Source organism: Bradyrhizobium genosp. P, from assembly GCF_049949265.1.
Classification (GTDB): Bacteria; Pseudomonadota; Alphaproteobacteria; order Rhizobiales; family Xanthobacteraceae; genus Bradyrhizobium.
In genome coordinates, this window is the sequence record NZ_CP188195.1 from 3,738,010 (window position 1) to 3,764,760 (window position 26,751).

The 26,751-nt window shown below is 64.9% G+C and carries 23 protein-coding genes; 16 read left to right on the plus strand and 7 right to left on the minus strand.

All coding sequences use genetic code 11. The features are described from left to right. Nucleotides 1-143: 143 nt before the first annotated feature. The 3 genes from ACP2YO_RS18180 (at nucleotide 144) to ACP2YO_RS18190 (ending at nucleotide 4,361) form a co-directional block, all read left to right on the plus strand. Complete coding sequence (locus ACP2YO_RS18180) at nucleotides 144-1,127, plus strand: MBL fold metallo-hydrolase (protein WP_426442073.1); 984 nt, start codon at nucleotides 144-146, stop codon at nucleotides 1,125-1,127. A gap of 36 nt (nucleotides 1,128-1,163) precedes the next feature. Continuing rightward, nucleotides 1,164-2,315, plus strand: coding sequence for a zinc-binding dehydrogenase (locus ACP2YO_RS18185; RefSeq protein ID WP_426442074.1), 1,152 nt, complete (start codon nucleotides 1,164-1,166; stop codon nucleotides 2,313-2,315). 183 nt (nucleotides 2,316-2,498) lie between these two features. Continuing rightward, entirely contained in the window at nucleotides 2,499-4,361 is a 1,863-nt protein-coding gene (locus ACP2YO_RS18190) for a patatin-like phospholipase family protein (RefSeq protein ID WP_426442075.1), read from the plus strand. On the opposite strand, the gene ACP2YO_RS18195 is transcribed toward ACP2YO_RS18190, so the two are convergent. Beyond that, entirely contained in the window at nucleotides 4,339-4,941 is a 603-nt protein-coding gene (locus ACP2YO_RS18195; protein WP_426442076.1) for a helix-turn-helix domain-containing protein, read from the minus strand. The two genes, ACP2YO_RS18190 and ACP2YO_RS18195, sit on opposite strands and share 23 nt — an antisense overlap. Nucleotides 4,942-5,101: 160 nt before the next feature. Between ACP2YO_RS18195 and ACP2YO_RS18200 the strand changes: the two genes are divergently transcribed. From ACP2YO_RS18200 to ACP2YO_RS18240, 9 genes are all read left to right on the plus strand, one after another. Further along, complete coding sequence (locus ACP2YO_RS18200) at nucleotides 5,102-6,334, plus strand: dienelactone hydrolase family protein (RefSeq protein ID WP_426442077.1); 1,233 nt, start codon at nucleotides 5,102-5,104, stop codon at nucleotides 6,332-6,334. An 83-nt stretch (nucleotides 6,335-6,417) separates the two neighbouring features. Beyond that, the gene (locus ACP2YO_RS18205; RefSeq protein ID WP_426442078.1) at nucleotides 6,418-7,962 is read left to right on the plus strand and encodes an ABC transporter substrate-binding protein; all 1,545 of its coding nucleotides are present in this window, start codon (nucleotides 6,418-6,420) and stop codon (nucleotides 7,960-7,962) included. 24 nt (nucleotides 7,963-7,986) lie between these two features. Next, nucleotides 7,987-8,994: an ABC transporter permease gene (locus ACP2YO_RS18210; protein ID WP_426442079.1), complete on the plus strand. Its 1,008-nt coding sequence runs from the start codon at nucleotides 7,987-7,989 to the stop codon at nucleotides 8,992-8,994. Further along, complete coding sequence (locus ACP2YO_RS18215; RefSeq protein ID WP_426442080.1) at nucleotides 8,987-9,874, plus strand: ABC transporter permease; 888 nt, start codon at nucleotides 8,987-8,989, stop codon at nucleotides 9,872-9,874. The genes ACP2YO_RS18210 and ACP2YO_RS18215 overlap by 8 nt, the downstream gene beginning before the upstream one ends. Beyond that, the gene (locus tag ACP2YO_RS18220; protein ID WP_426442081.1) at nucleotides 9,871-10,758 is read left to right on the plus strand and encodes an ABC transporter ATP-binding protein; all 888 of its coding nucleotides are present in this window, start codon (nucleotides 9,871-9,873) and stop codon (nucleotides 10,756-10,758) included. Before ACP2YO_RS18215 ends, ACP2YO_RS18220 begins: the two co-directional genes overlap by 4 nt. After that, the gene (locus ACP2YO_RS18225) at nucleotides 10,755-11,615 is read left to right on the plus strand and encodes an ATP-binding cassette domain-containing protein (protein ID WP_426442082.1); all 861 of its coding nucleotides are present in this window, start codon (nucleotides 10,755-10,757) and stop codon (nucleotides 11,613-11,615) included. Before ACP2YO_RS18220 ends, ACP2YO_RS18225 begins: the two co-directional genes overlap by 4 nt. Nucleotides 11,616-11,713: 98 nt before the next feature. After that, nucleotides 11,714-12,277 carry a VOC family protein gene (locus ACP2YO_RS18230; RefSeq protein WP_426443232.1) on the plus strand — a complete coding sequence of 188 codons (564 nt, stop codon included), beginning with the start codon at nucleotides 11,714-11,716 and terminating at the stop codon, nucleotides 12,275-12,277. A gap of 133 nt (nucleotides 12,278-12,410) precedes the next feature. After that, on the plus strand, nucleotides 12,411-13,550 hold the full coding sequence (locus ACP2YO_RS18235) for an amidohydrolase/deacetylase family metallohydrolase (RefSeq protein ID WP_426442083.1): 1,140 nt from the start codon (nucleotides 12,411-12,413) through the stop codon (nucleotides 13,548-13,550). Between the two features lie 229 nt (nucleotides 13,551-13,779). Continuing rightward, nucleotides 13,780-15,789, plus strand: a complete 2,010-nt coding sequence (locus ACP2YO_RS18240; protein WP_426442084.1) for an SPFH domain-containing protein — start codon at nucleotides 13,780-13,782, stop codon at nucleotides 15,787-15,789. Between the two features lie 142 nt (nucleotides 15,790-15,931). Here the strand turns inward: ACP2YO_RS18240 and ACP2YO_RS18245 are convergent, their stop codons facing one another. The 3 genes from ACP2YO_RS18245 to ACP2YO_RS18255 form a co-directional block, all read right to left on the minus strand. Further along, the gene (locus ACP2YO_RS18245) at nucleotides 15,932-17,539 is read right to left on the minus strand and encodes an ABC transporter substrate-binding protein (protein ID WP_426442085.1); all 1,608 of its coding nucleotides are present in this window, start codon (nucleotides 17,537-17,539) and stop codon (nucleotides 15,932-15,934) included. Between the two features lie 130 nt (nucleotides 17,540-17,669). Further along, nucleotides 17,670-18,419, minus strand: a complete 750-nt coding sequence (locus ACP2YO_RS18250) for a hypothetical protein (RefSeq protein ID WP_426442086.1) — start codon at nucleotides 18,417-18,419, stop codon at nucleotides 17,670-17,672. Then, a complete protein-coding gene (locus ACP2YO_RS18255; RefSeq protein WP_426442087.1) occupies nucleotides 18,419-19,141 on the minus strand; it encodes a hypothetical protein in 723 nt (240 codons plus the stop codon). Before ACP2YO_RS18255 ends, ACP2YO_RS18250 begins: the two co-directional genes overlap by 1 nt. Nucleotides 19,142-19,471: 330 nt before the next feature. Between ACP2YO_RS18255 and ACP2YO_RS18260 the strand changes: the two genes are divergently transcribed. The 3 genes from ACP2YO_RS18260 to ACP2YO_RS18270 are packed head-to-tail and all read left to right on the plus strand — an operon-like array spanning nucleotide 19,472 to nucleotide 23,095. Then, complete coding sequence (locus ACP2YO_RS18260) at nucleotides 19,472-20,341, plus strand: FAD binding domain-containing protein (RefSeq protein WP_426442088.1); 870 nt, start codon at nucleotides 19,472-19,474, stop codon at nucleotides 20,339-20,341. A gap of 4 nt (nucleotides 20,342-20,345) precedes the next feature. After that, entirely contained in the window at nucleotides 20,346-20,840 is a 495-nt protein-coding gene (locus tag ACP2YO_RS18265; RefSeq protein ID WP_426442089.1) for a (2Fe-2S)-binding protein, read from the plus strand. Then, nucleotides 20,837-23,095 carry a xanthine dehydrogenase family protein molybdopterin-binding subunit gene (locus ACP2YO_RS18270; protein WP_426442090.1) on the plus strand — a complete coding sequence of 753 codons (2,259 nt, stop codon included), beginning with the start codon at nucleotides 20,837-20,839 and terminating at the stop codon, nucleotides 23,093-23,095. The genes ACP2YO_RS18265 and ACP2YO_RS18270 overlap by 4 nt, the downstream gene beginning before the upstream one ends. 124 nt (nucleotides 23,096-23,219) lie before the next feature. On the opposite strand, the gene ACP2YO_RS18275 is transcribed toward ACP2YO_RS18270, so the two are convergent. Together ACP2YO_RS18275 and ACP2YO_RS18280 are read right to left on the minus strand one after the other, a co-directional pair. Then, complete coding sequence (locus ACP2YO_RS18275) at nucleotides 23,220-24,164, minus strand: ornithine cyclodeaminase family protein (protein ID WP_426442091.1); 945 nt, start codon at nucleotides 24,162-24,164, stop codon at nucleotides 23,220-23,222. Between the two features lie 266 nt (nucleotides 24,165-24,430). After that, on the minus strand, nucleotides 24,431-25,003 hold the full coding sequence (locus ACP2YO_RS18280) for an HdeD family acid-resistance protein (RefSeq protein ID WP_426443233.1): 573 nt from the start codon (nucleotides 25,001-25,003) through the stop codon (nucleotides 24,431-24,433). A 236-nt stretch (nucleotides 25,004-25,239) separates the two neighbouring features. Here ACP2YO_RS18280 and ACP2YO_RS18285 point away from each other — a divergent pair, with 236 nt between their 5' ends. Further along, nucleotides 25,240-25,461 carry a dodecin gene (locus ACP2YO_RS18285; RefSeq protein ID WP_426442092.1) on the plus strand — a complete coding sequence of 74 codons (222 nt, stop codon included), beginning with the start codon at nucleotides 25,240-25,242 and terminating at the stop codon, nucleotides 25,459-25,461. Between the two features lie 116 nt (nucleotides 25,462-25,577). Here the strand turns inward: ACP2YO_RS18285 and ACP2YO_RS18290 are convergent. Next, a protein-coding gene (locus tag ACP2YO_RS18290; protein WP_426433951.1) for an IS630 family transposase occupies nucleotides 25,578-26,526 on the minus strand; the annotation gives its coding sequence in 2 pieces (ribosomal slippage) (nucleotides 25,578-26,189 and nucleotides 26,191-26,526; 948 coding nt in all). Nucleotides 26,527-26,751: the final 225 nt, after the last annotated feature.

A 26,751-nucleotide genomic window follows, 5' to 3' on the forward strand; every position in this document is an offset into this window, starting at 1 on the left:
CTGCGGTGGCGGTCCGGTGTTGTCAATCTGCGGCGCGCGTCCGTTATGTCGCAGGCGACATTGGCATCTCCATCCGCTTCACCTAGCCTGTCGCAATGCCGGAACGGCTTTGCTCGACAGAAGCTGGCGGCGGGAGGAATTGGATGATGCGAATGAAACTGTGCCTCGCGCTCCTTGCGATGGTCCTTGCCTGCGGCGGTCCAGCGTTCGCCGCCGAGATGCGGGTGACGCTGCTCGGCACGGGAACGCCGACGCCGCGGCTGTCGGCCTTCAGCGCCTCGACCCTCGTGGAAGCGGGGCCCGAGAAGCTGATCTTCGATTTCGGACGCGGTTCGACGATCCGGCTGTTCCAGAGGAAGATCCCGATCGGCGCGATCACGGCGCATTTCATCACGCATCTGCATTCCGATCACGTCGTCGGCCTGCCGGATATGTGGCTCACGGGATGGATCGGCACGCCGTTCGGCTCGCGCAAGGCACCAATGGTGATCTTCGGACCGAAAGGCACGGTGGCGATGACCGAAAACCTCACCAAGGCATTTTCCGAGGACATCCGCATCCGCATCGCCGACGAGGACTATCCGCCCGCCGGCGTTGCGTTCGACGCGAAGGACGTCGAGCCGGGTCTCGTCTACGAGAAGAACGGCGTCAAGGTCAGCGCGATCGAGGTCAATCACGGCGAGAAGATCAAGCCGGCATTCGGCTATGTCATCGAGTACGCGGGCCGGAAGGTCGTACTATCCGGGGACACCAAGCCGGATCAGCGCGTCGCAAAGGCGGCGGAGGGCGCCGACCTGCTGATCCACGAAGTCGCCTTGATCGACCCCGATTTGTTCAAGGCCTATCCGAACTATCGCGCGATCGAGAACCACCACACCTCTCCCGAGGAGGCCGGCAAGATCTTCACGCAAGCAAAACCGAAGCTTGCGGTCTACTCGCATATCGTATTCGCAACGCAGCCACTGACGCAGGACGTGCCTGAGGATGCACTGCTGGCGCGGACGCGCTCGACCTATCAGGGCCCGCTGGTGATCGGGCGCGACCTGATGTCGTTTGTGATTTCAGACCACGTCGAGTGCTTTGCGCCAGACGGCAGTGCGATGAAGCCGCTCACGACGGACAAATGACGCGACCAACAAACCAGAACGAGGGAGGAAAGGCCGATGCCTGAGATCCGCGTATGCACCCATGAGGGGCCGGGCGCCAAGCCTGTGATCCGCACCGTGCCGTGGCCCAAGGTCGGCAAGAAAGGGGCGCTGATCAAGGTCGGGGCCTGCGGCGTCTGCGGCACCGATCTGCACATCCTCAAAGGGCACTGGCCGAAGCCGCTGCCATGGCCGTTCACGCTCGGCCACGAGCTTGGCGGCGTGATCGTCGAATGCGGCCCTGAGTTCACCGAGGACTTCATGAGCAAGCCGCTCAAGGTGGGCTCGAAGGTGATGATCCCGCCGTTGATGCCGTGCGGCCGCTGCTATTACTGCATCCATTATCCGCAGAGTGCCAACAAGTGCCTGACGCCGGTCTATTACGGCCGCTATCTCGGCTTCGACAAAGCTCCGCACATGTGGGGCGGCTGGGCCGAATATGTCTATGTCGATCTGGATATGCTGCCGGGCACCAAGATCTACAAGCTGCCCGATGACATGTCGCTGCGGCTCGGCGCATTGTCGGAGCCGCTGACCTCCTGCATCCGCGCCTTCAACCGCGCCACCCGCGCCGGCGGTTTCACCTGGGGTGACACGGTCGTGATCCAGGGCTCGGGCCCGATCGGGATCCTCGCGGTTGCCGCCGCGCAGGAGATGGGGGCCGGGCGCGTGATCTGCGTCGGTGCGCCGGAGGCGCCGCGGCTGGCGCTGGCGCGAAAGTTCGGCGCCGAGGCAACCGTCGACATCGAGCAACTCAAGACTCCGGAAGAGCGCATCAAGGCGGTGCGCGATATCGTCGGCGGCTTCGGCGCCGATCTGGTGATGGATTGCTCGGGCCATCCGACCGCGGGACCCGAAGGCATCGAGATGCTGCGCGACGGCGGCACCTATGTCGAGATGGGCCAGTTCACCGACGCCGGCTCCATCAACACGTCGTGGCATCGCATCTGCACCAAGGACCTCAACGTGCTCGGCTCCTGGGGCTTCACCGGCAACGACCTGCCGCTCGGCGTCGACATGCTCTACCGCACCCGCAACAAATATCCCTGGCTCGACATGCAGACGATCTATCCGTTCACGGAGGAGGGCGTCGGCCAGGCGGTGGCGGATGCGATGGCGATGAAGACCGTGAAGTCGACCATCGTGCCGTGGCCAGAACTGGTGGGATGAGAGTTACGCATAGCGGCGCTGAAAATCGTGTTGCAGTGCTTCCAAAAATGGGTGGCTACTGCGATCGCGCATAGGCCCCTTATATTGCTCGCCGGAGCGGCTGCGCGGCGCTAGCATCCGAGCATGTCATCGAATTGGACGTCGCCCACGCAGGGAGCAAACGCGACATTCGCGTGGGGAAATGTGTCGGAGGACTTCGCGCTGTTCAAGACGCTGAGCGCTGAACAGCGGCTGAGAGCGTTCGGCGCCATGACACGCCAGGACCTCGTGCGTGGCCAGCTGCTGGTCGAGCAGGGCGGCTCCTCGGACGCATTCTTTCTGGTGCTGCACGGTGCTCTCGCCGTGTACAGGACCGATCATCCCGAACCGATCAGCGAGCTTCGCGCCGGCGAAGTGGTCGGCGAGATCGGCTTCTTTGGCAACATCCCGCGCACCGCCAATGTGATCGCGATCCGCGACACCAGCGTGCTGGCGTTGACGCGTGCGGCCTACCAGACGCTTGCGCAGGAAGCGCCGGCCATTGTCGAGGCGTTGCTTGCCGCCCTTGCACGGCGATTTGCCCGCGAAACCGTGCGCCTGCTGCCCGTCCGGGCGTCGCCAAAGGCGCGAACCGTGGCTCTGATCGATGGCGGCGGCGAGCCGGTGCCGTCAGCTTTTGAACAGCGGTTGCGCCAAGGCCTGATTGCGATCGGTGCCGAGATCGTCGACCTCGCGCGCCTTCAGGCGATGTTTCCCGGACGTACGCTGGACGCGTCCGAAATATCCGACTGGCTCAACCAGCTCGAATACAACGCGCCGCTGGTGGCTTATCTCGGCGGTCGCGAGGCCTCGGAATGGGCGCGCAAAGCCATCAGGCAGGCCGACCTCGTCGTGTTGGTGTGCCGTGGCGATGCTCCCGCACCTGATCTGACCGATATCGAAAGCTTCGCCTGCAAGGTGCATCCCGTCTCGGCGCGGCGTCTCGTTCGCGTTCATGACCGGCGGCTCCACGAGGTCACCGGCACCGCGGCCTGGCTCGCGCGGCTGCCCTGCTTCATGCACCACCATGTCGCGCTTGAGGACCAGATCGATGTCGACAGCCTGATCCGCTTTCTGTGCGGTCGCGCGGTCGGATTTGTCGCTGGCGGCGGCGGCAGCCTGGGCACCGCCCATCTCGGTGTCTACAAGGCCTTTCGCGAGCGCGGCGTGATGTTCGACATCTTCGTCGGCACCAGCGTCGGGTCGGCGATGGCGGCCGGCTTTGCCAAGAACTACGACGCCGAGCATCTCGAGCGCGGCACACATGAGATCTTCGTCGCCAGCCGTAGCTTCCGCCGCCCAACCTGGCCGCGCTACGCTCTGCTGGACCACAAGGCCTTCGATGCCGCACTTGCCGATCAGTACGGCCAAAGCTGCCGGATCGAGGATTGCTGGCGGCCCTTCGCGGCGGTTGCGACCAACCTTTCGACGCACAGTCTCGAACTGATCCGAACCGGCCTGCTCTGGCAGGCGGTGCGCGCATCGAGTGCCATTCCCGGCCTGCTGCCGCCGTTCTACACGCCGGAGGGTGAGATGCTGGTCGATGGATGCCTGGTCGACAACGTCCCGCTGGCGCCCATGCAGCAGCTCAAGAGCGGTCCCAATCTGGTGGTCCATTTCGGCGAGCCGGCAACCGAGATGTTCGACGTCGACTATGCCGCGCTGCCCGGGCGTCTTGAACTGCTTGCGGCCATGCTGCTGCCGTTCCGCAGGAGATTGCTCCCGGCCGCGCCCAGCGCCGTCAACGTGTTGTGGCGAAGTCTTGTCGCCCATCAGCGCTACGATACCCTGCCGACCACGCTGCTCGACATCGTGCTGCGGCCGCCAACGCCTGATGGCATCGACGTGACGGATTTCGACCGCCACCGGGACATCTTTGAATCGTCCTACCGCTGGGCCCGGGAGACCATCACTGCCCTGGAGGCCGCGCATCATCCGGCCCTTGCGGCCATCGTCGGGGCGGACAATGGCGCCGATAGTGCGGCGGGGAGTGTCGCTTTGCCGCTCAGGGCTGGTGGCGCCGTGTGATGGCGACCTGCGCCGCCTGGCCGTAGAGACTCGTGATCAGATCCATCTGGATGCTGGTCGTGGCCAGGTTTGCGGCACCGCCGTCGAGCGCGTCGAGCATCGGCGGCAGGGTTACGGCGCGCAGTGCGGCATAGGCCTCGGTGACTTCGTGCCCGCTCTCGGTCGCGCGGTAACGCGTCTCCTTGCGCGACGAGGAGCCTTCGGTCTCGATCAGGCCGGCGCGCACCAGCTTTCGCGTGGCGTATTGCATGTTGGGGACATCGACGCGGTTGAGCAATTGTCCGATCTCGGAGAGCCGCTTCGGCTCGTCGCCCATCCGCACCACGTTGAGCACGGCGACATCGTCGCCGGTCAGCGGCACATCGCAGACCGCGGCCAGGCACGCGGCTTTCCAGCGATAATAGGCCTGCGCCAGCCGCTCCAGCCTGAACTCGTAATCGGATAGCCGCCGTTCGGTCTCGGTGCGTGCGAGATGCCAGGATCCCGGCCGTTCAGCGGCCCCAGGTTGCATCTTGGGCTGCTTCTTCGGCTTCGCGGCGGCGCCGCTTCGCCTCACGGCGGTCTTCCGGGTCGTCTTCAAAATGCTCTCCGTATCCGACCTGCGCCCAGGCCCTGGGCAAAGTCTGCCCAATCTCTGCTATTTACAAGTTCGATTCTTACATTAAAAATTCAATTAAGAAACCATGATGAAAACGGCAAGCCCCGGCGCATAAGGGGTATCAGATACGGAGGTCGATGCGATGACGGGCAAGTGGATCGACATTGCTGCTGCGGATGGCGGCACGTTCAAGGGATATCTGAGTGTCCCCGCGTCGGGTTCGGGCCCCGGCATCCTGCTGCTGCAGGAGATATTCGGCGTCAACCGATCGATGCGCGAGGTTGCCGACTTTTATGCCGAGGAGGGCTATGTCGTGCTCGCGCCGGACTTGTTCTGGCGAATGGAGCCCGGAATCGATCTCGGCTACAGCGAAGCCGATTTCGGCAAGGCGATGGGCTATTACCAGCGCTTCGATGCCAACCAGTCGATCAAGGATGCGGCCGATGCGCTGAAGGTCTTGCGCACGCGTCCGGAATGCAAGGGCAAGGTCGGCGCGCTGGGGTTCTGCCTTGGCGGCAAGCTGGCCTATCTCGCCGCCGCGCGCACCGACGTCGATTGCGCCGTCAGCTACTACGGCGTCGGCATCGAGGCCGATCTCACGGAGGCCGGCAAGATCAAGGGCCCGATGGTCTTCCACTTCGCCGAACTCGACCGTTTCGCGCCGGCACCGGCGCGCGAGCAGATCAAGGCGGCCTTTGCCGAACGCCCCGAGATCGAGTTCTACCTCTATCCCGGGTGCGACCATGCCTTCGCCGCGCCGGAGCGCGCGAGCTTCGACAAGCCGGCGACCCTGATGGCGCATAGCCGGTCGATCGCGCTGTTCCGCAAGGTGCTCGGTCCGCATTATGACCTCTCCACCCTGTGGGACCGGCATACCGAGCTGGAGTTCGGGATTCGCTCGGCGGAGCAGACCATGACGACGATGGTCGCTGAGCCCTATGTCAACCACATCCCGACCATGACCGGAGGCGTCGGCTATCGCGACCTGCTGCGGTTCTACAAGAACCATTTCATCCCGAAGACGCCACAGGACACACGACTGGTGCCGATCTCGCGCACCATCGGCGCCGACCGCATCGTCGACGAGATGCTGTTCTGCTTCACCCACGATATCGAGATCGACTGGATGCTGCCGGGCGTGCCGCCGACCGGCAAGTATGTCGAGATACCGCTGATCGCGATCGTCCGCTTCCGCGGCGACAAGCTCTACAACGAGCACATCTATTGGGATCAAGCCTCGGTGCTGGTGCAGATCGGGTTGCTCGATCCGAAGAAGTTCCCGGTGGCGGGTATCGAGACCGCAAAAAAGCTCGTCGATGAATCGCTGCCGTCGAACACGCTGATGGCGCGCTGGTCCGAGAGCGCCGGGACATGATCTGAACCGATCGACGGCGCCGCTCGCGGCGTCGTTCTCGCTACTGTTTTTTGTGCATGGCTCATCTTGTTGGGGTAATGAACATGTCTCTACTGTCTCGTCGTTCGATCCTGCAAATCGCCGGCGGTGCCGCGGCGCTGCCGTTCGCTTCCGGTCTTCCCGGGGATGGTGCTGCCCAAGCGGCTGCCGCTGATACGCTGACCATCGCCTACAATGTCAACCTGCCATCGTTCGATCCGACGATCGGCCTGTCGGCGGTCAATCCGACGATCCAGTCAATCTATCAAGCGATCTTCGATCCCTATATCGCTCAGGCGCCCGATCTGTCCTTCAAGCCCGGTCTGCTGACTAAGTGGGGCTGGAACGAGGAACGCACCAAGGTCACGCTGGAGGTGCGCAAGGGGGCCATCTGGCACGATGGTTCGCCGGTCACGGCGGAGGACGTGGTGTGGTCGTTGCAGCGCGCCGCCGATCCGCACAGCGGCAACCCGATCCAGTTCGTCTGGTCGAAGGTCGGCAACTACAAGATCGACGGCAACACCATCACCGGCGACGTGCTGGAATTCGAACCGACCCTGTTCAAGTGGATGGCGTTCCTCACCGGCTACGTGCTGCCGAAGGCCTATTATGAGAAGGTCGGTGCGGAGGGATTTGAGAAGGCGCCGATCGGCTCCGGCCCCTACAAGATCGACGCGTTCGAGCGCAATGCCTTCCTGCGGTTGAAGGCGCATGCCGGCTACTGGGGTGGCAAGTCTGCCTTCGATACCGTCGTTTTCAAGTTCGTCACCGATCCGACCAGCCGCGTCGCCGAGATGGAATCCGGCGGATCGGACCTCACCTTCGAAATCCCGTACGAGGAGTTCGATCGGCTGAAGGCCAAGCCGGGGCTGGTCGGCCAGACCAAGCCGGTGTCCGACATCGCGATGATTTTCATCACCGACATCGATCCGATGCTCGACCGCAATGTCAGGCTGGCTGCCAACCACGCCATTGACAAGAAGGCGATCGTCGATCGTCTGCTGAAGGGTTACGGCGTTCCGATCTCGACGCTTGAAGCGCCGGGCTATGCCGCCTTCGATCCCTCGATCAAGGTCGCCTACGATCCGGAGCTCGCCAAGAGCCTGCTCGCCAAAAGCGGCTACTCGCCGGAGAAACCGGTCAAGTTCACCATTCAGACGACGCGCGGCTTCAAGCCGAAGGATTACGAGATGATCCAGGCGATCGTCGGGATGTGGCGCAAGGTCGGAATCGAGGCAACGATCGAGGTGTACGAGATCGCGCAGCATTTCGAGCTGCGCGCGCGGCACGCGCTGGCGCCGGCCGCGTTCTACAACTGGGGGAATGCGATCGGCGATCCCTCGACCTCGACCGGCTTTGCGATGTTCGGCCCATCGCCGCATTGCGCCTGGAAGGGCAAGGACCTGATCGAGCGCATCGGCCCGCTGTGGGGTGAGAAGGATGAAGTCAAGCGGATCGCCGGCTACAAGGCGGTCGACAAGTACATCGCCGAGGAGGGCGAGGTGATTCCGTTGTTCCAATATGTGCAGCCGATCGTCCACAAGAAGGGGCTGAAGGTCGTGGCGCAGTCGAACGGCATGATCCTTCCGCAATTGATCACCCCGGCGTGAGGCGCAGGCTGAGGCGAGACGCTCATGCGATGGGGCGAGATCATCAGGCGGTTGCTGTTGATTCCACCGACGCTGGCCGGGGTCGGCCTCATCGTGTTCGTCCTACTGCGCGTCGTGCCCGGCGATCCCATCGCCATGATGATTCCGCCGGGTGCCTCGGCCGCCGATATCATACGGCTGCGCGCGCTTTACGGGCTTGATCAGCCAATTCTACAGCAGTTCGTTACCTGGTCCGGCCAGGTGCTGACGGGCGATTTCGGCCGCTCGATCAGTCTGCATCAGCGCGTCTTCGAGCTGGTGCTGGCGAGGTTGCCGGCGACGCTCGAATTGGCGCTGCTGGCGACTGTCATCGCGGTTCTGCTCGGAACAGCCGTGGCGCTGATCGGTGCCTATCTGCGCGGCCGGCGTGCCGAATGGGCGATCGACGGCGGCGTCGGCCTGTTGCTCGCCATCCCTGATTTCCTCTGGGCGTTGATCCTGCTGTTGCTGCTCGGCGTGGTGTTGCCGGTATTGCCGATCTCGGGCCGCATCGATCCGCAGCTTGATGTCGCCTTCAGGACGAACTTCTATTTGATCGAAAGCCTGCTGACCGGACGGCTCGGTGTGGCGGCCGCGCTGCTCCAGCACATGATCCTTCCTGCACTGGCGCTCGCGCTGCCGTTTGCCGCCATGGTGGCGCGGCTGTTGAAGGCGCAACTCACGGAAGCCGAGGATCAGGACTATGCGCAGGTCGCGCGCGCCCGCGGTTTTTCGCGACCGGCGATCCTGCTGCGCGAGGTGCTGCCAAACGCGTTGATCCCGACCGTCGCGCTTGGTGGCGTCCAGATCACGCTGCTGCTCGGCGGCACCGTGCTGGTCGAGCGCATCTTCTCCTACGAGGGAATTGGCAACATGGCGATCGACGCGGTGATCAACCGCGACTTTCCGCTGATCCAGGGCCTGATCCTGACCTTCGCCGTCCTCTTCATCGTTCTCAATCTGGCGGTCGACCTGCTGGTCAATTTGCTCGACCCGAGGCTGCGCCATGGCTGACCTTGCGCTCGGCAGCATGACCGAACGCCCGTCGCGCTGGCGTGGGGCGATCGCACGCGGCGGCGCGCGGCTCTGGCTCGGCGCCGCGCTGATTGCCGTTCTCCTCCTGGTTGCCGCATTCGCGCCGCTGCTCGCCCCGCACGACCCGGTCGAACAGGATCTGATGTCGGCGCAATTGCCCCCGGCATGGATTGCGGGCGGCGAATGGACCCATCCGCTCGGCACCGACAGCCTCGGCCGCTGCGTGCTGTCGCGCCTGATCTTCGCGGCGCGGACGGCGGTCGAGGTGGCTGTCATCGCTGCCTCACTCGCGGCGGCGATCGGCATCGTATTGGGCCTCCTCGCCGGAAGTTTCGGCGGCTGGATCGATCAAAGCGTGTCGCGCCTGATCGATGTCTGGATGGCGTTTCCTCCGGTCTTGCTGTCGATCGTATTGGCGGCGGTGATTGGCGCGGGACTGACCTCTGTCGTTGCAGCCATCGTCGTCGTCGACTGGACCCGGTTTGCGCGCGTGGTGCGCGCCGAGACGCTGGCCCAATTGCAGCGCGACTACGCGGCAGCCGCGCGCGTGCTCGGCTTGACCCGGAGCCAGATCCTGCGGCTCGAGATCCTGCCCAATCTGGTTCCGCTGACCGTCACGCTGATCGCGGTCGAGATGGGAATAGCCATCCTCGTCGAGGTCATCCTGTCCTTTGTCGGCATCTCGGTGGCAGGCGACACGCCGACCTGGGGCGGAATGATCGTCGAGGGGCGGCAGATCGTCTATCAGGCGCCGTGGATCATGGCACTGCCGATCGCATCGGTGATCTTCACCGTGATCGGCTTCAATCTCCTCGGCGACGGCCTGCGTGCCGCGCTCGACCCGGTGCGGCGCCAATGACCGCGATCCTCGCCGTCCGCGATTTGCATGTCGCGATCATCAGGCGCGGCGACGCCGCCAACGTGCTGCGCGGTGCCAGCCTGGACGTCGAGCCAGGCGAGGTGAGGGGATTGGTCGGCGAATCCGGCGCCGGAAAATCGATGCTGGGACGCGCCATCCTCGGCCTGTTGCCGGCCAACGCCGTCATCACGGGGGGCACCATCGCGTTTGAAGGCCGCGACCTGCTGGCGATGCCGGAGCCGGAGCGGCGCAGGCTGCTCGGCCGCCGCATCGCGCTGATCCCGCAGGATCCGATGACCTCGCTCAATCCGGTCAGGCGGGTCGGCGCGCAGATGGCCGCCGTGCTGTCGCATCACCTTCGGCTGTCGAAGCGCGGGGCGCGCGAACGGGCGGGCGAACTGCTTGCCGAAGTCGCCATTCGCGAGCCGGGCCGCGTGCTCGATCTCTACCCGCACGAGATCTCCGGCGGCATGCGGCAGCGTGTCCTGATCGCGATGGCGTTCGCCTGCGATCCGAGCCTGATCATCGCGGACGAGCCGACCACCGCGCTCGACGTCACCGTGCAGCGCCAGGTCTTGCAGCTCGTCGAGCGGCTGCGGCAAAGCCACGGCGCGGCGATCCTGTTCGTCACGCACGATCTCGGCGTGGTTGCCAAGATCTGCCGAACCATGACCGTGCTGCACGCCGGCCGCGTGCTCGAGGAGGGTATGACCGCCGACCTGCTGGCCAGACCGCGCCATCCCTACACGCGCGCACTGCTCGCCGCGACGCCGCGCGCCGACCGCCCCGCAGAAACGCTGCGCCCGGTGCCGCCGGCGGTGATCGAGAGCCTGTGGTCGGAAGCGTATCGGCTCGACCGGCTCGCGGATGCGGGGCCGTCATGAGCGATGTATTGTTTCGAACCGCCGGTCTGAGCTTTGCCTATCCGGAGCGGGCGTCGTCGCCGTTCGGCCGGCCCGCGATGCGGCAGGTGGTCAACGACGTCGATCTCGCAGTTCCGCGCGGCTCCGTGCTTGGGCTCGTCGGCGAATCCGGCTCCGGCAAGACCACGCTCGGCCGGCTGATGGTCCGCTTGCTGCAACCGACCTCCGGCAGCATCCAGTTCGACGGCGCCGAGATCGGCCGTCTCAGCGAGGCCGAGATGCGGCCGTTGCGCGCGCGCATCCAGATGATCTTCCAGGATCCGCAATCCTCGCTGAATCCGCGCCTGCCGCTCGGCGCGACGCTGACGCGCCAACTCAAGGTTTTCGGCCGCCTGAAGGGACGGCAGGACGCCCGTGACCGCGCAGCTGATCTGCTCGATCTGGTCGGGTTGCCGACCGGTTTTGTCGACCGCTATCCGCACGAATTGTCCGGCGGCCAGCGCCAGCGCGCCGGCATTGCGCGTGCGCTGGCGCTGCAGCCGGATTTCATCGTCGCCGACGAGATCGTGTCAGGCCTCGACGTATCGACCCAGGCGCATGTCCTGCTGCTGCTCAGGGAATTGCGCGCGCGGCTCGGCCTTACCATGGTCTTCATCAGCCACGATCTCTCGGTCGTCCGCGTGCTCTGCGACGATGTCGCGATCCTCAGGCATGGCGAGGTCGTCGAATGCGGGCCGGTCGAGCGGATCTTCGGCTCGCCGCAGCACGATTACACCCGCCGCCTGCTCGCCGCGATTCCGCTGCCCGACGTCGAACCGGGCTGGCTGGACGACGCAGGCCCGACGCCGATCCCGCAACAGCAGGGATCGGCCGCATGATCCGAAGCATCTAGGGATTTGCCGGATTTTTCAGTGACTGTGCAGCAAAGGAAGTGATCATGACAAAGTCCAGAGTACTGTTTGCCTTCGCCGCCTTTATGATCGGCACCTCCGTGCTGCCGGCTTCGGCCGATTCGATCCCCGGGCTGCGCGGGCATGACCACACCGGCATCACGGTGCCTGATGTGAAGGCGGCGACCGCGTTCTTTACCGACGTGATCGGCTGCAAATATGCGATGTCGTTCGGGCCGTTCTCGGATGACAAGGGCACGTTCATGCAGGACGTCGTCAACGTCAATCCGCGCGCGGTGATCGAAGAGATCAGCATGGTCCGTTGCGGCTACGGCTCCAACATCGAGCTGTTCCAGTATCAATCGCCCGACCAGGCCACGACGCTGCCGAAGAACAGCGATCTCGGCGGCCACCACATCGCGCTCTACGTCGACGACATCGACGCCGCGGCGGCCTATCTGAGATCGAAGAACGTCAAGACGATGCAGGGGCCGATTCCGATCAAGGAGGGGCCCGCGGCGGGCCAGTCAGTGCTCTATTTCCTGACACCTTGGGGACTGCAGATGGAACTGATCAGCTACCCCAAGGGCATGGCCTACGAGAAGGGCGCCAAAACGGTGCTGTGGTCGACGACCGAGCCCATGAAATGAGGTGGTTGGAAATGAGGTGCCTGGCAGCGCGGCGACGGTCGATGTGACGCCGTCGACGCGTCTGCCTGGCCAATTTGCTCAACCGGCGCAAAACTTGCTACACGCGGCAGCGTTCTTCAATTCGGAGATGATGATGCCGTTTGACTTGATCCTGCGCGGCGGCCGGGTCATCGACCCGTCGCAGAAGCTCGACGCCGTGACGGATGTGGCGTTTGCGGGTGGCAAGGTGGCCGCGGTCGGGCCGGCGCTGAAGGCCGATCCCGCGACCGAGGTCCGCGATGTCTCCAAATACATCGTCTCGCCGGGGATCATCGACCTGCACACCCATGTCTATTGGGGCGGCACGTCGCTCGGCATCGATGCCGAGGAGTTTTGCCGCACCTCCGGCGTTACCACGTCAGTCGATACCGGCAGTGCCGGTCCGGGCAATTTTGCCGGCTTCCGCAAGCATGTGATCGAGCCGAGCCAGGTCCGCATCCTCGCTTATCTGCACGTCTCGCATGCCGGCATCTTCGGCTTCTCAGATAGGGTGATGGTCGGCGAGAGCGAAGAATTGCGATTGATGAATCCGGTCGACGCGGCGCGCGTCGCCGACGCGAACCGCGACCTCATCGTCGGCATCAAGGTGCGGGTCGGCCTGCACGCCTCGGGCAAGTCGGGAATCGTGCCGCTCGAAATCGCGCTTGAGGTCGCGGAAGAAGTCGGCATGCCCTTGATGGCGCACATCGACCATCCGCCGCCGAGCTATGAAGAGGTGCTCGCGCGGCTGCGCCCGGGTGACGTGCTGACCCATGCGTTCCGTCCGTTCCCCAACACGCCCGCGACCGCACAGGGCACGGTGAAACGGAGCGTGCTGGAAGCGCGCGAGCGCGGTGTGCTGTTCGACATCGGTCATGGCAAGGGCTCGTTCGCCTTCAAGACCGCGCGCGCCATGCTCGCCAACGGCTTCTATCCGGACACCATCTCCTCCGACATTCATCTCCTGTGCATCGACGGTCCGGCCTTCGATCAGGTGACGACGATGTCGAAATTCCTCTGCATGGGGATGTCGCTGCCGGACGTCATCGCGGCGTCAACCGTCAATGCCGCGATGGCGCTGCGCCGTCCGGAACTCGGCAGCCTGAAACCGGGCAGCGTCGGCGACGCCACGCTGATCACGGTGCGGGAAGGGGAGTTCGACTATGTCGACGTCGTCGGCGAGCACCTGACGGGCGATCGCAAGATCGTTTCCGAAGGCGTCGTGATCGGCGGACGCTGGTGGCATCCCAGATGATTGACCCACACAGCTATCGCTAGCGCTTTGCGAATGGTGCGCAAGTGCAGCAGCGCGATCGTCGCGCGATTCGGTCCGCGGTTCACCTCAACTGCAAAAAAAGATTGGCAACGGGCGCTGGGCTTGCCGCCTTGCACCGCCATGGCCACGCACCACATCACCGCTCCGCAATTCTGGGATGTCGGTTTGGGCTCCCAAACCGCCCGGTTGCGAATTGTGGAGATGGACTATGGACTTCCTTGGATTTCTTAATGGCTCTGGTTTACTCCAGCCGGCCATTTGGGTCGCAGCAGCGGTCGCGATTGTCATCCTGCTGCGGATATCGAACGTATTTCGCTACATTCCGAACAATCAGGTCGGCATCGTCGAAAAGCTATGGACCACCAAAGGCTCGATCGAAGGTGGCTTCATCGCGCTGAACGGCGAGGCCGGCTACGAGCCCGAAGTGCTGCGCGGCGGCCTGCACGTGCTGTTTCCCTTCATGTACCGGATCCACAAATCGGATCTGGTCACCGTCGGACAAGGCAAGATCGCCTATGTGTTCGCGCGCGACGGCGCTGCCCTCGCGGCGTCGCAGGTGCTTGGCGCCAACGACACCGAGGACAAGTCGGACTTCCAGGACGCGCGGCGCTTCCTGCTCGGCGGCGGTCAGAAGGGCCCGCAGCGCAAGGTCCTGCGCGAGGGTACCTATGCGGTCAACACGACCCAGTTCGCGATCATCACCGACGATCGCGTCTATGGCCACGCGCTGAGCGAGCGGGAACGCAGCGTGCTCGAGAACATGCAGCTCACGATCGCCCAACGCTGGGGCTTCGAGCCGGTGATGCTGTCGGCCGATCATGATCTGGTCGGTATCGTCACCGTGCATGACGGTCCGTCGCTGCCTTCGGGTGAAATCATCGCGCCCGAGGTCGGGACCAATCTCGGCGACGAGCCAACCTTTCACAACAATTTCCAGGAGCCCGAGAAATTCCTGGCGGCTGGCGGCTATCGCGGCCGGCAGTTGCAGGTCGTCGTCGAGGGCACCTGGTACATCAACCGCCTGTTCGCCACCATCGAGGCGGTGCCGAAGACCGTGATCCCGGTCGGCAATGTCGGCGTCGTGATCTTCTACACCGGGCCGAGGACTGACGACGTCTCGGGTGAGCAGTATCGCCACGGCGAACTCGTGCTCAACGGCAGCCGCGGTGTCTGGCAGGATCCGCTGTTGGCGGGCAAATATGCCTTCAACACCTATGCCGGCAAGATCGAGATCATCCCGACCGTCAACTTCATCCTAAAATGGGTGCGCGGCGAGGTCGGGGCGATGAAGCTCGACGAGAACCTGTCGGAGATATCGCTGATCACCAAGGATGCGTTCGAGCCGACGCTGCCGCTCTCGGTCGTCATGCATATCGACTACAAGAAGGCGCCGATGATCATCCAGCGCTTCGGCGATGTGAAGAAGCTGGTCGAGCAGACGCTCGACCCGATGGTCAGCGCGTTCTTCAAGAACATCGCGCAGAAGATGACGCTGATCGAACTGCTGCAGAACCGCGCCGCGATCCAGCAGGAATCCGCCGCCGAGATGAAGGCGAAGTTCGAAAGCTACTCGCTCGACCTCCAGGAGGTCCTGATCGGTACGCCGCGCGCGGCGGCGGGCGACCATACGATCGAGAACATCCTGATCCAGCTCCGCTCGCGCCAGATCGCGCGCGAACAGATCGAGACCTACCAGGAGCAGGAGAAGGCCGCGGTCCAGGAACGCACGCTCAATGAGGCCAAGGCGACGGCGGCGGCCCAGTCCGCGCTGACGCAATCGCTGATCCAGGTCCGGGTCAACGAGAACGAAGGTGCCGCCGCGCTCGCGCGTGCGCAAAAGGACGCCGAGACCCGCAAGGTGACGGCGGCCGCGGTCGGTGAGCAGTCACGGCTCGAAGGCCAGGGCGAGGCCGACCGGGTGCTTGCGGTCGGTACTGCCAACGCGCAGGCGACCAAGCTGGCGGTCGATGCCTATGGTGGGCCGGAGTTCCGGCTGGCGGAGCAGAACTTTGCGAAGTTCGCCGACGCGCTGACCCGGATCAATCAGCCGCTGGTGCCGCAATTCCTGATGTCCGGCACGCAGGGGCAGGAGGGCAGCAACGCCGGCCTGATCCCGACCGCGATGCTGAGTTCGATGTTCGGGCAGATGATGCCCGGCGCGCTGGAGAAGCTGAAGGACGAGGCGCCGAAGGCGGCGCGCCGGACCAACGGCCAGTGAGGCCGTACTGCCACCTCTCCCTTTGGGAGAGGTCGGCGCGTAGCGCCGGGTGAGGGGTTGCGGTCTCTCGTTGGAGCTGCGGCCCCTCACCCGATTTGCTGCGCAAATCGACCTCTCCCCGTCGGGGAGAGGTGAGGCGATTTTATTCGGTCTTGTCGACGTTCCAGAACACCGGCGGCGCCGGGCCTTCCAGTACCCCGGTCAGTGATTTTCGCCAGGCGCTCGGCGAGCGGAATTGCCCGAGCGGGATATAGATCACCTGCTCGTAGGCTTCCTTCTGGATATCGACCGCAAGCTTCTTCTGCTCCTCAGGCGACTTCGCGCGTGCAAAGTCATCGCGCATCTGCTCGATCTTGGCGTCCTCCGGCCAGCCGAACCAGGCGCGCTTGCCGTTCGCTACGATCTGGTTGTTGGCAATCGGGTTCATCACCTCGGTGGCGCCAGTGAAGGTGAAGAACATGTTCCAGCCGCCTTCCTTCGTCGGCTTCTGGCTCGCGCGGCGGCTCACCACGGTCTGCCAGTCCGTCATTTGCGCGTCGACAGTGAAGCCCGCTTCGCGCAGCAGTTGCGTCACCACGGTCGGCGGTCCCTTCAGCGACTGCACATCGCCCGGCACCATGATCACGACCGGCGTACCGTCATAGCCCGATTCAGCCAGCGCCTTTTTGGCTGCCGCCATGCCGTTGCCCTTGATCAGGGTCTCCGCGCCGACATCACTGGCGAGCGGCGTGTTGCAGCCGAAAGAGGCGCCGCAGATCTCGTAATATTTGGGATTGCCGACGGTGGCGTCGAGCACGTCCTTCTGGTTCAGCGCCAGGAATGCCGCGCGGCGGATTTTGACGTTGTCGAACGGCGGGTGCAGGAAATTCATCCGGCCCTCGATCTGGAAACCGAACTTGTTCAGCACGGCGACGCTCAGATCGGGATTGGCCTCGAGCACCGGCAGCAAGTCGACCGACGGCAGCTCCAGGAAATCGATGTCGCCGGATTGCAGCGCGTTGATCGCGGTCTGTCCGTCGGGCATCGTGATCCATTCGACGCGATCGACCTTCACCACCTTACCGCCCGAGGTCCATTCCGGGGGCTCCTTGCGCGGCACATAATCGGTGTTCTTCTCATAGACCGCCTTCACGCCCGGCTGAAACTCGCTGGCGACGAATTTGAACGGGCCCGAGCCGACCTGTTCGGCGATCTGCTTGCCCTGCGGCGTCTCCGCCATCCGCTTCGGCATCATGAACGCGACATAGGAGGACGGCTTTGCGATCGTCTCCAGCACCAGGCCGTACGGCTCCTTGAGCTTGAGCACGATCGCCTTTGCTCCGGTAGCCTCGAGGGAGGCCGTGAACTCGGCGAGCTTCTGCGCCATGCCGTCGACCGTGCCCCAGCGCTTCAGCGAGGCGACGCAGTCCTCCGCCGTAACAGGCGCGCCGTCGTGCCATTTCAGTCCGTCGCGCAGCGTGAACGTGTAGGTGAGCTTGTCGTCGGAGATCGTCCAGTCCGCCATCTGCGGCCGGACCTTGAAGCTGGCGTCGAGGCCTAGCAGCGTGTCGTAGACCATGTAGCCATGGTCGCGGGTGATGTAGGCCGTCGTGATGCCGGGATCGATGATGCGCAGGTCCGAGTGCATCACCGCGGTGATGGTCTTGCGGCCGCTTGCGGCGGAGGCCGGTGTCCATATGGACGAGGCAGCGACGGCCGATGGCGCGACGGCGGCAAGCTTGAGGAGGGTCCGGCGCGACACGTAGGACATTCGCTGTCTCCTGATTTGACCGCAGCCGGAGCGATCCGGCGATCGATCCGCGTGCCGCTCCACCGGGCATGCACGTCCAGCGACGGTATGTTCCACCAATCCGGTGTTGCAGGCAAGCACGGGCGGCGGGTCACGGCTTTAGGGCATAGCCCAGCAGGTGCTCGTTTGCGCCGAGCTTTTCGCAATCCGCGGCGTTCGATGCGAAGTGCGATTGTTCCCGCGCGCTGTAGCAGCGGTAGAGCGGAATCGTATCGGGCTGCGCTTGCGCATAGACCCAGCCGGCCGTGCGCAACCGTTGGTAGGCGTGTGCTTCGCAAAAACCCTTCTCGGCGAGAAGATGGTCGGGATGGCCGGGCCGCGGACCGACGCAGTCTTCCAGTTCGGCCGTGGCGGCGCCGGCGATGGCGGCCGTCATCAGGTAGCCCGATTGCGCTTCGAGCCGGTAGGACGTGCCATTGCCGGGGACCGGCCCCGTCGTCGACCAGCGATCGTGCTGTGCTGCGTCGTACCAGCGCGCGAGTTGCACGCCGACCTGCGGGGACCCGGGCGTGTTGCTGCGCGACACCTCCACGGGTCGGACCACCAGATATTTGTCCGCGTGGCCGCCGCCCGGCGGCCAGTAGGCGTAGGCCAGCAGCCATGAATTCGAGAGCTGGTTGCCGCCGGTCGCAGCGTCGAGCAGGACGGGATAGGTCACGAGTTCGGACGGCGCCGGGCGTTGCCAGACACCGGGGTCGAGCACCAAGAGCGGCTCCGGTACCGCCTTGAGCGTGACGTGATCGCGGGTCAGGAACAGCCCGAGGCCGCCGGGCACCCAGCCGGTCAGCGCCAGTTCGCCGCTCGCGGCCCAGCGCGCGACGCTTGTACCCGAGCCATTCATCAGGCGCGTCGCCTGACCGCCGAGCCCAGGCTCGTCCCACCGTCCGTCAAAATATTTCTTCCATTGGCCGGGGTCGGAGATCGGTGCGCGCGCCACGAACAGCGCGCCGTCGCGCGGACGGAAGCAGTAAAGATAGTAGAAGCTGTCGCGACCATCGACGGCGGTGCAGTCGCCTTCGCCGGTGTTCTTGCCGGGCGTCGGGGCGTCGGTGCCGGTGATGATCTGCCGAGGTCGTGCCAGGTCAGGCCGTCATCGGATGAGGTCGCGAGCGACATCGACTTGTGGGTCTGGCCTGCCGGATAGTTGCACGCGGTCTCATCGTGGATAAAGCCGAGGACTTTGGCACCGGCGCGCTCGGCATGGTTCAGCCACTGGCCGCAGGAATCGATACTGCCCGGCGGCCCCGGCCGCAGCACGATCCGGGTGGGGCCGCTCATGTCCGACGGTCGCGCCCCGTCGATCGCCCGCGTCTCGCTGTGGGCGTCGAAGCCGCGAAAGCGTCCGTTCGGAAGCGCGATCTCGTTGAACCTGTTATCCGCGATGTCGGCCGCGGGTCCGCGCACGATGGTCGGAACGCCGACGCGAATGCGGATGCAGGTCTCGCACGCGCCGGTGCTTGGCGGCGCCGCGCCGGATCGTGCGGGCGTTGGCGGCCCGATCAGGAGCACTGCAGCGAGCGCGACGATGAAAGGCCAGCGCCGGTCGCGGACCAACGGTGTCATTGCCGCGCCGCTGGCAGGTTGAGAGGAGCCATGGTCGCATGATCATCGGGATCGGCGAACATATCGTGTGGCGCGCTCACACGATCGCGTGACTGCGCGGCGTCTCTGCTATTCTCACGATGTGAGAGGTCCATGACCGGTGCAGCGGCCGGCGCCGCCGCCGGGGGCCGCGCAAGTCCGCATCCTGCATGGGAGCCTGCCGCTTTCCACCGCACCTTGAAGGCTGTTCCGGGCCCGCCCCGCCGTGTAGGCTCTCAATCCTGCCGACCAGGCCACAAGGCCATCACCGTCACAAGGGAACGAGCAGGCGAGGGAGAGCCGAACAACGACATGACCGAACTCCGATACGTAGCACCGCGCACGCTTGATGAAGCGATCGGCGCATTCGCTGCCGCCGGAAGTGCCGCCCGCATTATGGCAGGCGGCACCGATTTGTTGGTGCAAATGCGCTCCGGCATGGTGCGGCCGGGATTGATCGTCGACATCAAGAAGATCGGCGAATTGACCGAGATTACCGAAGCCGCCGATGGCGGCTTCCGGATTGGCGCGGCCATCTCCGGCATGGAACTGGCCGACCACCCGCGCTTCGGCAAGGTCTGGCCCGGCGTGCTCGAGGCCGTCAACCTGATCGGCTCCAAGCAGGTGCAGGGCCGGGCCTCCGCCGGCGGCAATCTCTGCAACGGCTCGCCCGCCGGCGACAGCGTGCCGGCGATGATCGCGGCCGGTGCCGTCGTCACCGTGCAGGGGCCAGACGGCCGCCGCGAAATCAAGGTGGAGGACGTGCCGGCCGGCCCCGGCCGCACCCACCTCAAGCCGGGCGAAATCCTGGTCGGTTTTGCGTTGCCGCCGCGCCCCGCGGGCTCGAGCGACGCCTATCTGCGGATGATCCCGCGGACCGAGATGGACATCGCGGTGGTCGGCCTCGGCGTCAGCCTGACGCTGGAGGATGGTGTTTGCACCGCGGCCCGCGTCGGGCTCGGCGCGGTAGCGCCGACCGTGCTGCTGGTTGAACCGGCGGCAAGGGCCTTGATCGGCTCGCGGCTCGATGCAACAGCGCTTGAAGCTGCTGCCGCCGCCTGTCGCGCCGCTTGCCGCCCGATCGACGACAAGCGCGGCACCATTGCCTATCGCACCAAAACCGCCGGCGTGCTGCTCAAGCGCACCGCCGCGATCGCGGCCCGCCGCGCGGAAGGAAATTAGCACCATGCCGAAACTGCACGTCACCACATCCGTCAACGGCGAGCCGGTGGAATTCCTCTGCGAGCCGTACGAGACCATGCTCGACGCGCTGCGCGGCCAGCTTGGGCTGACCGGCTCCAAGGAGGGCTGCTCGTCCGGCGATTGCGGCGCCTGCTCGATCACGCTCGACGGCCGGCTGGTCTGCTCCTGCCTGATGCTCGCCGCCGAGGCCGAGGGGCACGAGATCGGGACCATCGAGGGCATGGCCAACGGCGAGAACCTGCATCCGTTGCAGCAGAAATTCCTCGAGCACGCCGCGCTCCAGTGCGGCATCTGCACCTCGGGCATGCTGGTCGCGTCCGCGGCCTTGCTGAAGCAGAGCCCCGATCCCAGCGAAGAGGAAGTCCGCTTCTGGCTCGCCGGCAATCTCTGCCGGTGCACCGGTTACGACAAGATCGTCCGCGCGGTGATGGAGACCGCGGCTGAGATGCGGCAAGGAATCCAGGAGGCACATCAATGAACGTCATCGACAACAAATGGATCGGCCAGCGCACCATCAGACCCGACGGCGTCGACAAGGTGACGGGCCGTGCGGCCTTTGCCGCCGACACCACCATGCCCGGCATGATCTGGGGCAAGGTGCTGCGCAGCCCGCATCCGCATGCCCGGATCAAGTCGATCAACACGGCGAAGGCCGAGGCGCTTCCCGGCGTGAAGGCGGTCGTCACCGCGCGCGACGTGGTCGATTTCACGATCGCGAAGGGCGCGGTGATGCTCGGCATCCAGGACATGCGCTGGATGTGCCGCAACGTGATGGCGCGCGAGAAGGCGCTGTTCCCAGGTCATCCCGTTGCCGCGGTGGCCGCGACCACGGAGGCGATCGCGGCCGAGGCCTGCAATCTGATCGAAGTCGATTACGAGGTGCTGCCGTGGGCGATCGAGATCGAGGACGCCCTGAAGGCCGACGCGCCAATCCTGCATGAGTGGAGCAAGTTCGACGGCAAGCCCTCGAACATCATGAGCCGGATCGAGGTCAAGAAGGGCGACATCGCGCAAGGCTTTGAGGAAGCCGACATCGTGATCGAGCGCTCCTTCACGACGCGCCCGGTGCACCAGGGCTATATCGAGCCGCATGCCTGCCTGATCTCGGTCGCCGCCGACGGCAAGACCACGATCTGGTCGTCGAGCCAGGGCCAGTTCATGGTCCGCGCGATGACGTCGATGCTCACAGGGCTTCCGCAGAGCGATATCCGCGCCATCCCCGCCGAGATCGGCGGCGGCTTTGGCGGCAAGACCATCGTCTATCTCGAGCCGCTCGCCACGATGCTGGCGAAGAAGTCCGGCCGCCCGGTCAAGATGGTGATGACGCGCGAAGAGGTGATGCGCGCCACCGGGCCCACATCCGGCTCGAAGAGCACGGTGAAGATCGGCGCCAGGAAAGACGGCACCATCGTCGCCGCGCATGGCAGCTTCTATTTGCAGGCCGGCGCCTTCCCGGGCTCGCCGGTCCGCGGCGCGGTCGGCTGCAGCTTTGCGCCCTACGACATCCCGCATGTGCTGTCGGAGGGCTTTGACGTCTGCTCCAACCGCTCCAAGGTCGCGGCCTATCGCGCACCCGGCGCGCCGATCGGCGCCTACGCCGTGGAGTGCGTGCTCGACGAGCTTGCCGAGGCGCTGAAGATCGATCCGCTGGAGCTGCGGCTGAAGAACGCGGCGAAGCAGGGGACGAAAGCCGCGCACGGCCCGGTATTCCCGCGCATCGGCTATATCGAGACGCTGGAGGCCGCCAAGACCCATCCGCATTATGCCGCGCCGCTCGGCAAGCTTCAGGGGAGGGGCGTCGCGTCCGGCTTCTGGTTCAACGCCGGCGGCGAATCCTCCGCGCAAGTGAACATCACCGAGGACGGCAACGTCGTCGTCACCACAGGCCATCCCGATATCGGCGGCTCGCGCGCCGGCATCGCCAATATCTGCGCCGAGCTGCTCGGCATCGACTACAAGCGCGTCTCCGTGATCATCGGCGATACCCAGACGGTCGGCTTCTCCAACCTCACCGGCGGCAGCCGCGTGCTGTTTGCGTCGGCGATGGTGGTGACGCAGGCGGCCGACAAGGTGATCGCGACGTTGCGCGAGCGCGCGGCGAAGATCTGGGACATCGACCCCGAGGCAGTGAAGTGGGAGAACGGCGCCGCGCACCCGGTGAGCCCGAATGCCGGCCAGTTCGAGCCGCTGACCTTGGCCGATCTCGCCGAGAAGGCGCCCTCGCAGGGCGGCCCGATCGGCGCCAGCGTGCAGCTCAACACGCAAGGAGCGGAGGGCGGCTTCGGCACGCATATTTGCGACGTCGAGGTCGACGTCGATCTCGGCATCATCAGGGTCGTCAGATACACCGCGGTCCAGGATGTCGGCCGCGCTGTGCATCCGAGTTATGTCGAAGGCCAGCTCCAGGGCGGCGTCGCCCAGGGCATCGGCTGGGCGCTGAACGAGGAGTACATCTACAACAGGGATGGCAAGGTCGATAATCCCGGCTTCCTCGACTACCGCATGCCCGTGTGTTCCGACCTGCCGATGCTCGACACCGTGCTGGTCGAAGTGCCGAACCCGAAGCATCCGCAGGGCATCAAGGGCGTCGGCGAGGTACCGCTGGTGCCGGTGATGGCCGCAGTGGCCAATGCCGTCTACAACGCGCTGGGCCGGCGATTCTACAGCCTGCCGATGTCGCCGCCGAAGGTATCGGCGGAGCTGGATGCGCCGGTGCAGCAGGCGGCGGAGTAGGGGCGTTCAACGGCGTAGCCCGGATGAGCGAAGCGACATCCGGGTAGAGGCTGTCCCGCATATCGCTGCGCTCATGCGGGCTACTCGCTGGCGTTAACCCCGGCTGCGGTGTTCGACGCGCCGTTCACCGCAGCTCCTTCCCCAACTGCGCAAACACCGTTTCGCATGTCATTAGATCCAGATGCCCGCCGCCGGCGTTCTTGAAGAAGGTGATGTCGCTATCCGACAGCCGGCCGGCGACCTTGCCGCTGGCTAGGTCGTAGTGGTCGCCGAGCACGTCGGTTTCGCTGATCGCACCGCTTGCAATCGGTTGCAGGATGTCGCCGACGCCGTCGAAGGCGGATACGCGGCGGTCGACGAACACGCGCGAGCGCCGCGCGGCCTCGTCGTCGGCCTCGCGGGTGTCAGGCGTGAAGCCGCCGACCAGGTCGAGATGGGTGCCGGGCCGCAGATTCGCGCCCTTGACCAGCGGCTCGCGCGAGCGGGTGCAGGTCGTGATGATATCGGCCTCGCGGGTCGCGGCGTCGAGATCGGTGACGGCTTCAGCGCCGATGCCTTCGCCTTCCAGCAGCGTCGCGAGCTCTTGTGCGCGCTCGATAGTCCGGTTCCAGATCTGGACGCGCTTGAGCGACGGCCGCACCGTGCGGTGCCCGCGCACCAGCCAGTGCGCCATCTCGCCGGCGCCGACCACGAGCAGCGTCTCGGCATCCTCCCGCGCGAGCTGCTTGGCGCCGAGCGCGGAGTCTGCGGCGGTCTTCCAATGAGTGATCTCGGAGGCGTCGATCACCGCGAGCGGCTGCCCGTTATTGCCGTCGAACAGCACGCAGACCGCCTGCACCGCGGGCAGCTTGCCGTGGGCGAGGTTGGCCGGAAAGCTGGTGTACAATTTGGTCATCATGAAGCGGCCGGCGTCGACGGCGCTGCGCGTCACCAGCTGCTGCCCCTTGTCGTCGCCGAGATAACCGTCCCGCACCGCGATCTTCGGCCGCCGGTGCGCGGCCTCGATGGCCTCGATCAGGATCGGAAAGGTCAGGACGCGGTTGACCTCGCTATCATCGATAAAATGCACGTCGTTCTCCCCGAAGGCGCTCTCGCGCGAAAGCCCATTCCCGGGATGGATACCGCGTGGGGAGGGGTAGTCAACCTGACATGCGCGCGGGCGGCGCGCTTGCCGTGCTGCGCGTCGATTCTGACGCAGGTGTCCAAGCAGCCGTGGTTGCAGTCGTCGTCGCCGTCGTGACATTCACCGGCGCTGGTGCGCGCCGCGGTGGAGGTCGGGCGATAGCGCAGGGCGCAGGCGGACTACGCTTTGCTAGCCCGCCGTATGACTAACCGTTACGTCCGGCGCCTCAGCGCCATCCCCATGCTGATCCAGCTGACGCCGGCGCAGATCAGGTCGACGCTGAGGAAGATGCCGAGCACGTAGAGGCTCGAGACCGGCCAGTGCGCGAGGATCATGGCGCCGAGCACCAGCGTGATCAGGCCGGAGATCGCGACGAGCCCCCAGGGCGACGCCGAATTCATGCCGAAGGCGAGGAAGATGCGGACGATTCCGGAGACGACCAGCGCGACGCCGAGGAACAGCGTCAAGGTCGCCGCCGCAAGCAGGGGATTTTCGAAGGTGACGAAGCCCGCCACGACGTAGAGCGCGCCGAGCAGGAGCCAGAAGATGAACTTGCCCCACGACTTGAACTGGAATGCGTTGATGATCTCGGCGACGCCGGCGACGATCATCATGGCGCCGACAAAGAACACGCTGACGACGGTGGCGAAGAACACGCTGCCGAAAGCGAGCACGCCTGCGATCAGATAGATCACGCCGAGCGCGACGATCCAGCCCCACTTCGCGCGAAGGTGGGCCAGTCCGGATCCAAGGCTGTGAGGAGGTGTGGCGGGTGAGCTGGACATGGTCGACATGGTATCGCTCCCGAAAAACTGCACCTGGTCATGCTACCATAGGCGGATGCGCGGACAAAGGCAGGCGCGCAGAAAGAGAGGTGCGCCTATGGCACCGAAAGCGACGCGACACGTTGATTCAATTCGTCGCGTGTGCTGCTGCGCAGCAATTACCGGCCTGCATCCGGACAAGTTTGGAGAAAATCGTTCCCACAACATCCCCACTGCTACCACCCAAGGAGGTCAACATGCCCGCCAGCCATGACACGGATCACGTCTACAAGATCCTGGAGCTCGTTGGATCATCGGACAAGAGCATCGAAGCGGCGATCGAGAACGCCGTCAGCCGCGCGTCGAAGACGGTCCGGGAAATGAAATGGTTCGAAGTCGTGCAGACCAGAGGCCACATCGAAGACGGCAAGGTTCGCCACTACCAGGTGGCGCTGCGGGTCGGCTTTACGTTGGAGTAGGGCGCTCTCAAGTGCGCGCGCGAATCTATCTCGCGCGTCAGGTGAGCATGCAGCTTAAGCTCGCTCTCCCGCCTTCGCCAAGGCTACGGCGGACATTTGTGATTCACTAGAGCGTTTCACGATTTGGCGGAAGCATAACCTGCGTTGGCGAAATAGTTGCTGCATTCGCGGGGCTGGATAGTTGCAACAAGGTCGCCGATGTGACGCCAAGTGTCTTCGAGGGTGCGCTTCTGGGCGATGCGCATCCAATGCTTGATTTTAGCAAAGGCCTGCTCGATCGGATTGAGGTCTGGTGAGTAAGGCGGCAGATACCAGAGCCTGGCGCCGGCGCCGCGGATGGCGCGGCGCAGAGCGGCCGACTTATGGCTGCCGAGATTGTCCATGATGACGATGTCGCCCGGCTTGAGAACGGGGATGAGCTGCTGTTCGACGTAAGCTCGGAAGCACTCGCCGTTGATTGGCCCATCGAAGACGCAAGGGGCCGTGAGGCCATCGCAACGCAGAGCGCCGAGAAAGGTCAGCGTTCGCCAGTGGCCGTGCGGGGCAAAACCTCCCACTCGCTCGCCCTTCGGTCCCCATCCGCGCAGCGGGGCCATGCTGGTTTTGATCCAGGTCTCATCGATGAAAACCAGGCGCTGGGGATCCAGGCTGGCCTGCCATGACCGCCAGCGTCGCCTCCGACGCGCAACGTCAGCGCGGGCTTGCTCGAGGGCGAACAGCGTTTTTTTTGAATCGCAGCCCTTCGCGCCGCAGGAATGTCCAGACCGCATTGTGAGAGACCTTGACCCCGCGCGCAGCGAGTTCGTCCTTCAACTTGTGCAGCGTCAGATGCGGTGTCTGGCGAATCCGCTCTTTGATGAACGCGCGGTGCGGTTCCAGCACCGGCTTCCGGTGCCCGCCCATTTTGCCCGGCGCCACTGAGCCGGTCGCCCGGTAGCGCTGCGACCACTTCACTACAGAGGACACTGCAACACCAAACCGTGCCGCCACTATACGGCAGCTCTCGCCAGTTGCCACCGCTGCCACCACGCGCTCTCGCAGGTCATTGGAAAGAGGTCGGCCCATCAGATGCTGGCCCCCAGCCCAGCCAGCATCTTGAATCACAAACCGCCCCTCAGGGGAATCCCTCCCGATTCATCCTAGCCATGAACCGCTCTAGTCGCGCAACAAACTCGCCGTCGTCCCGGCGAAGGCCGGGACCCATACGCCGCAGTCCGCGGAAATGGCACAAGCGGCGTCGGCTTCTCTCACAACTCAATTCGGTGGTTATAGGTCCCGGCCTTCGCCGGG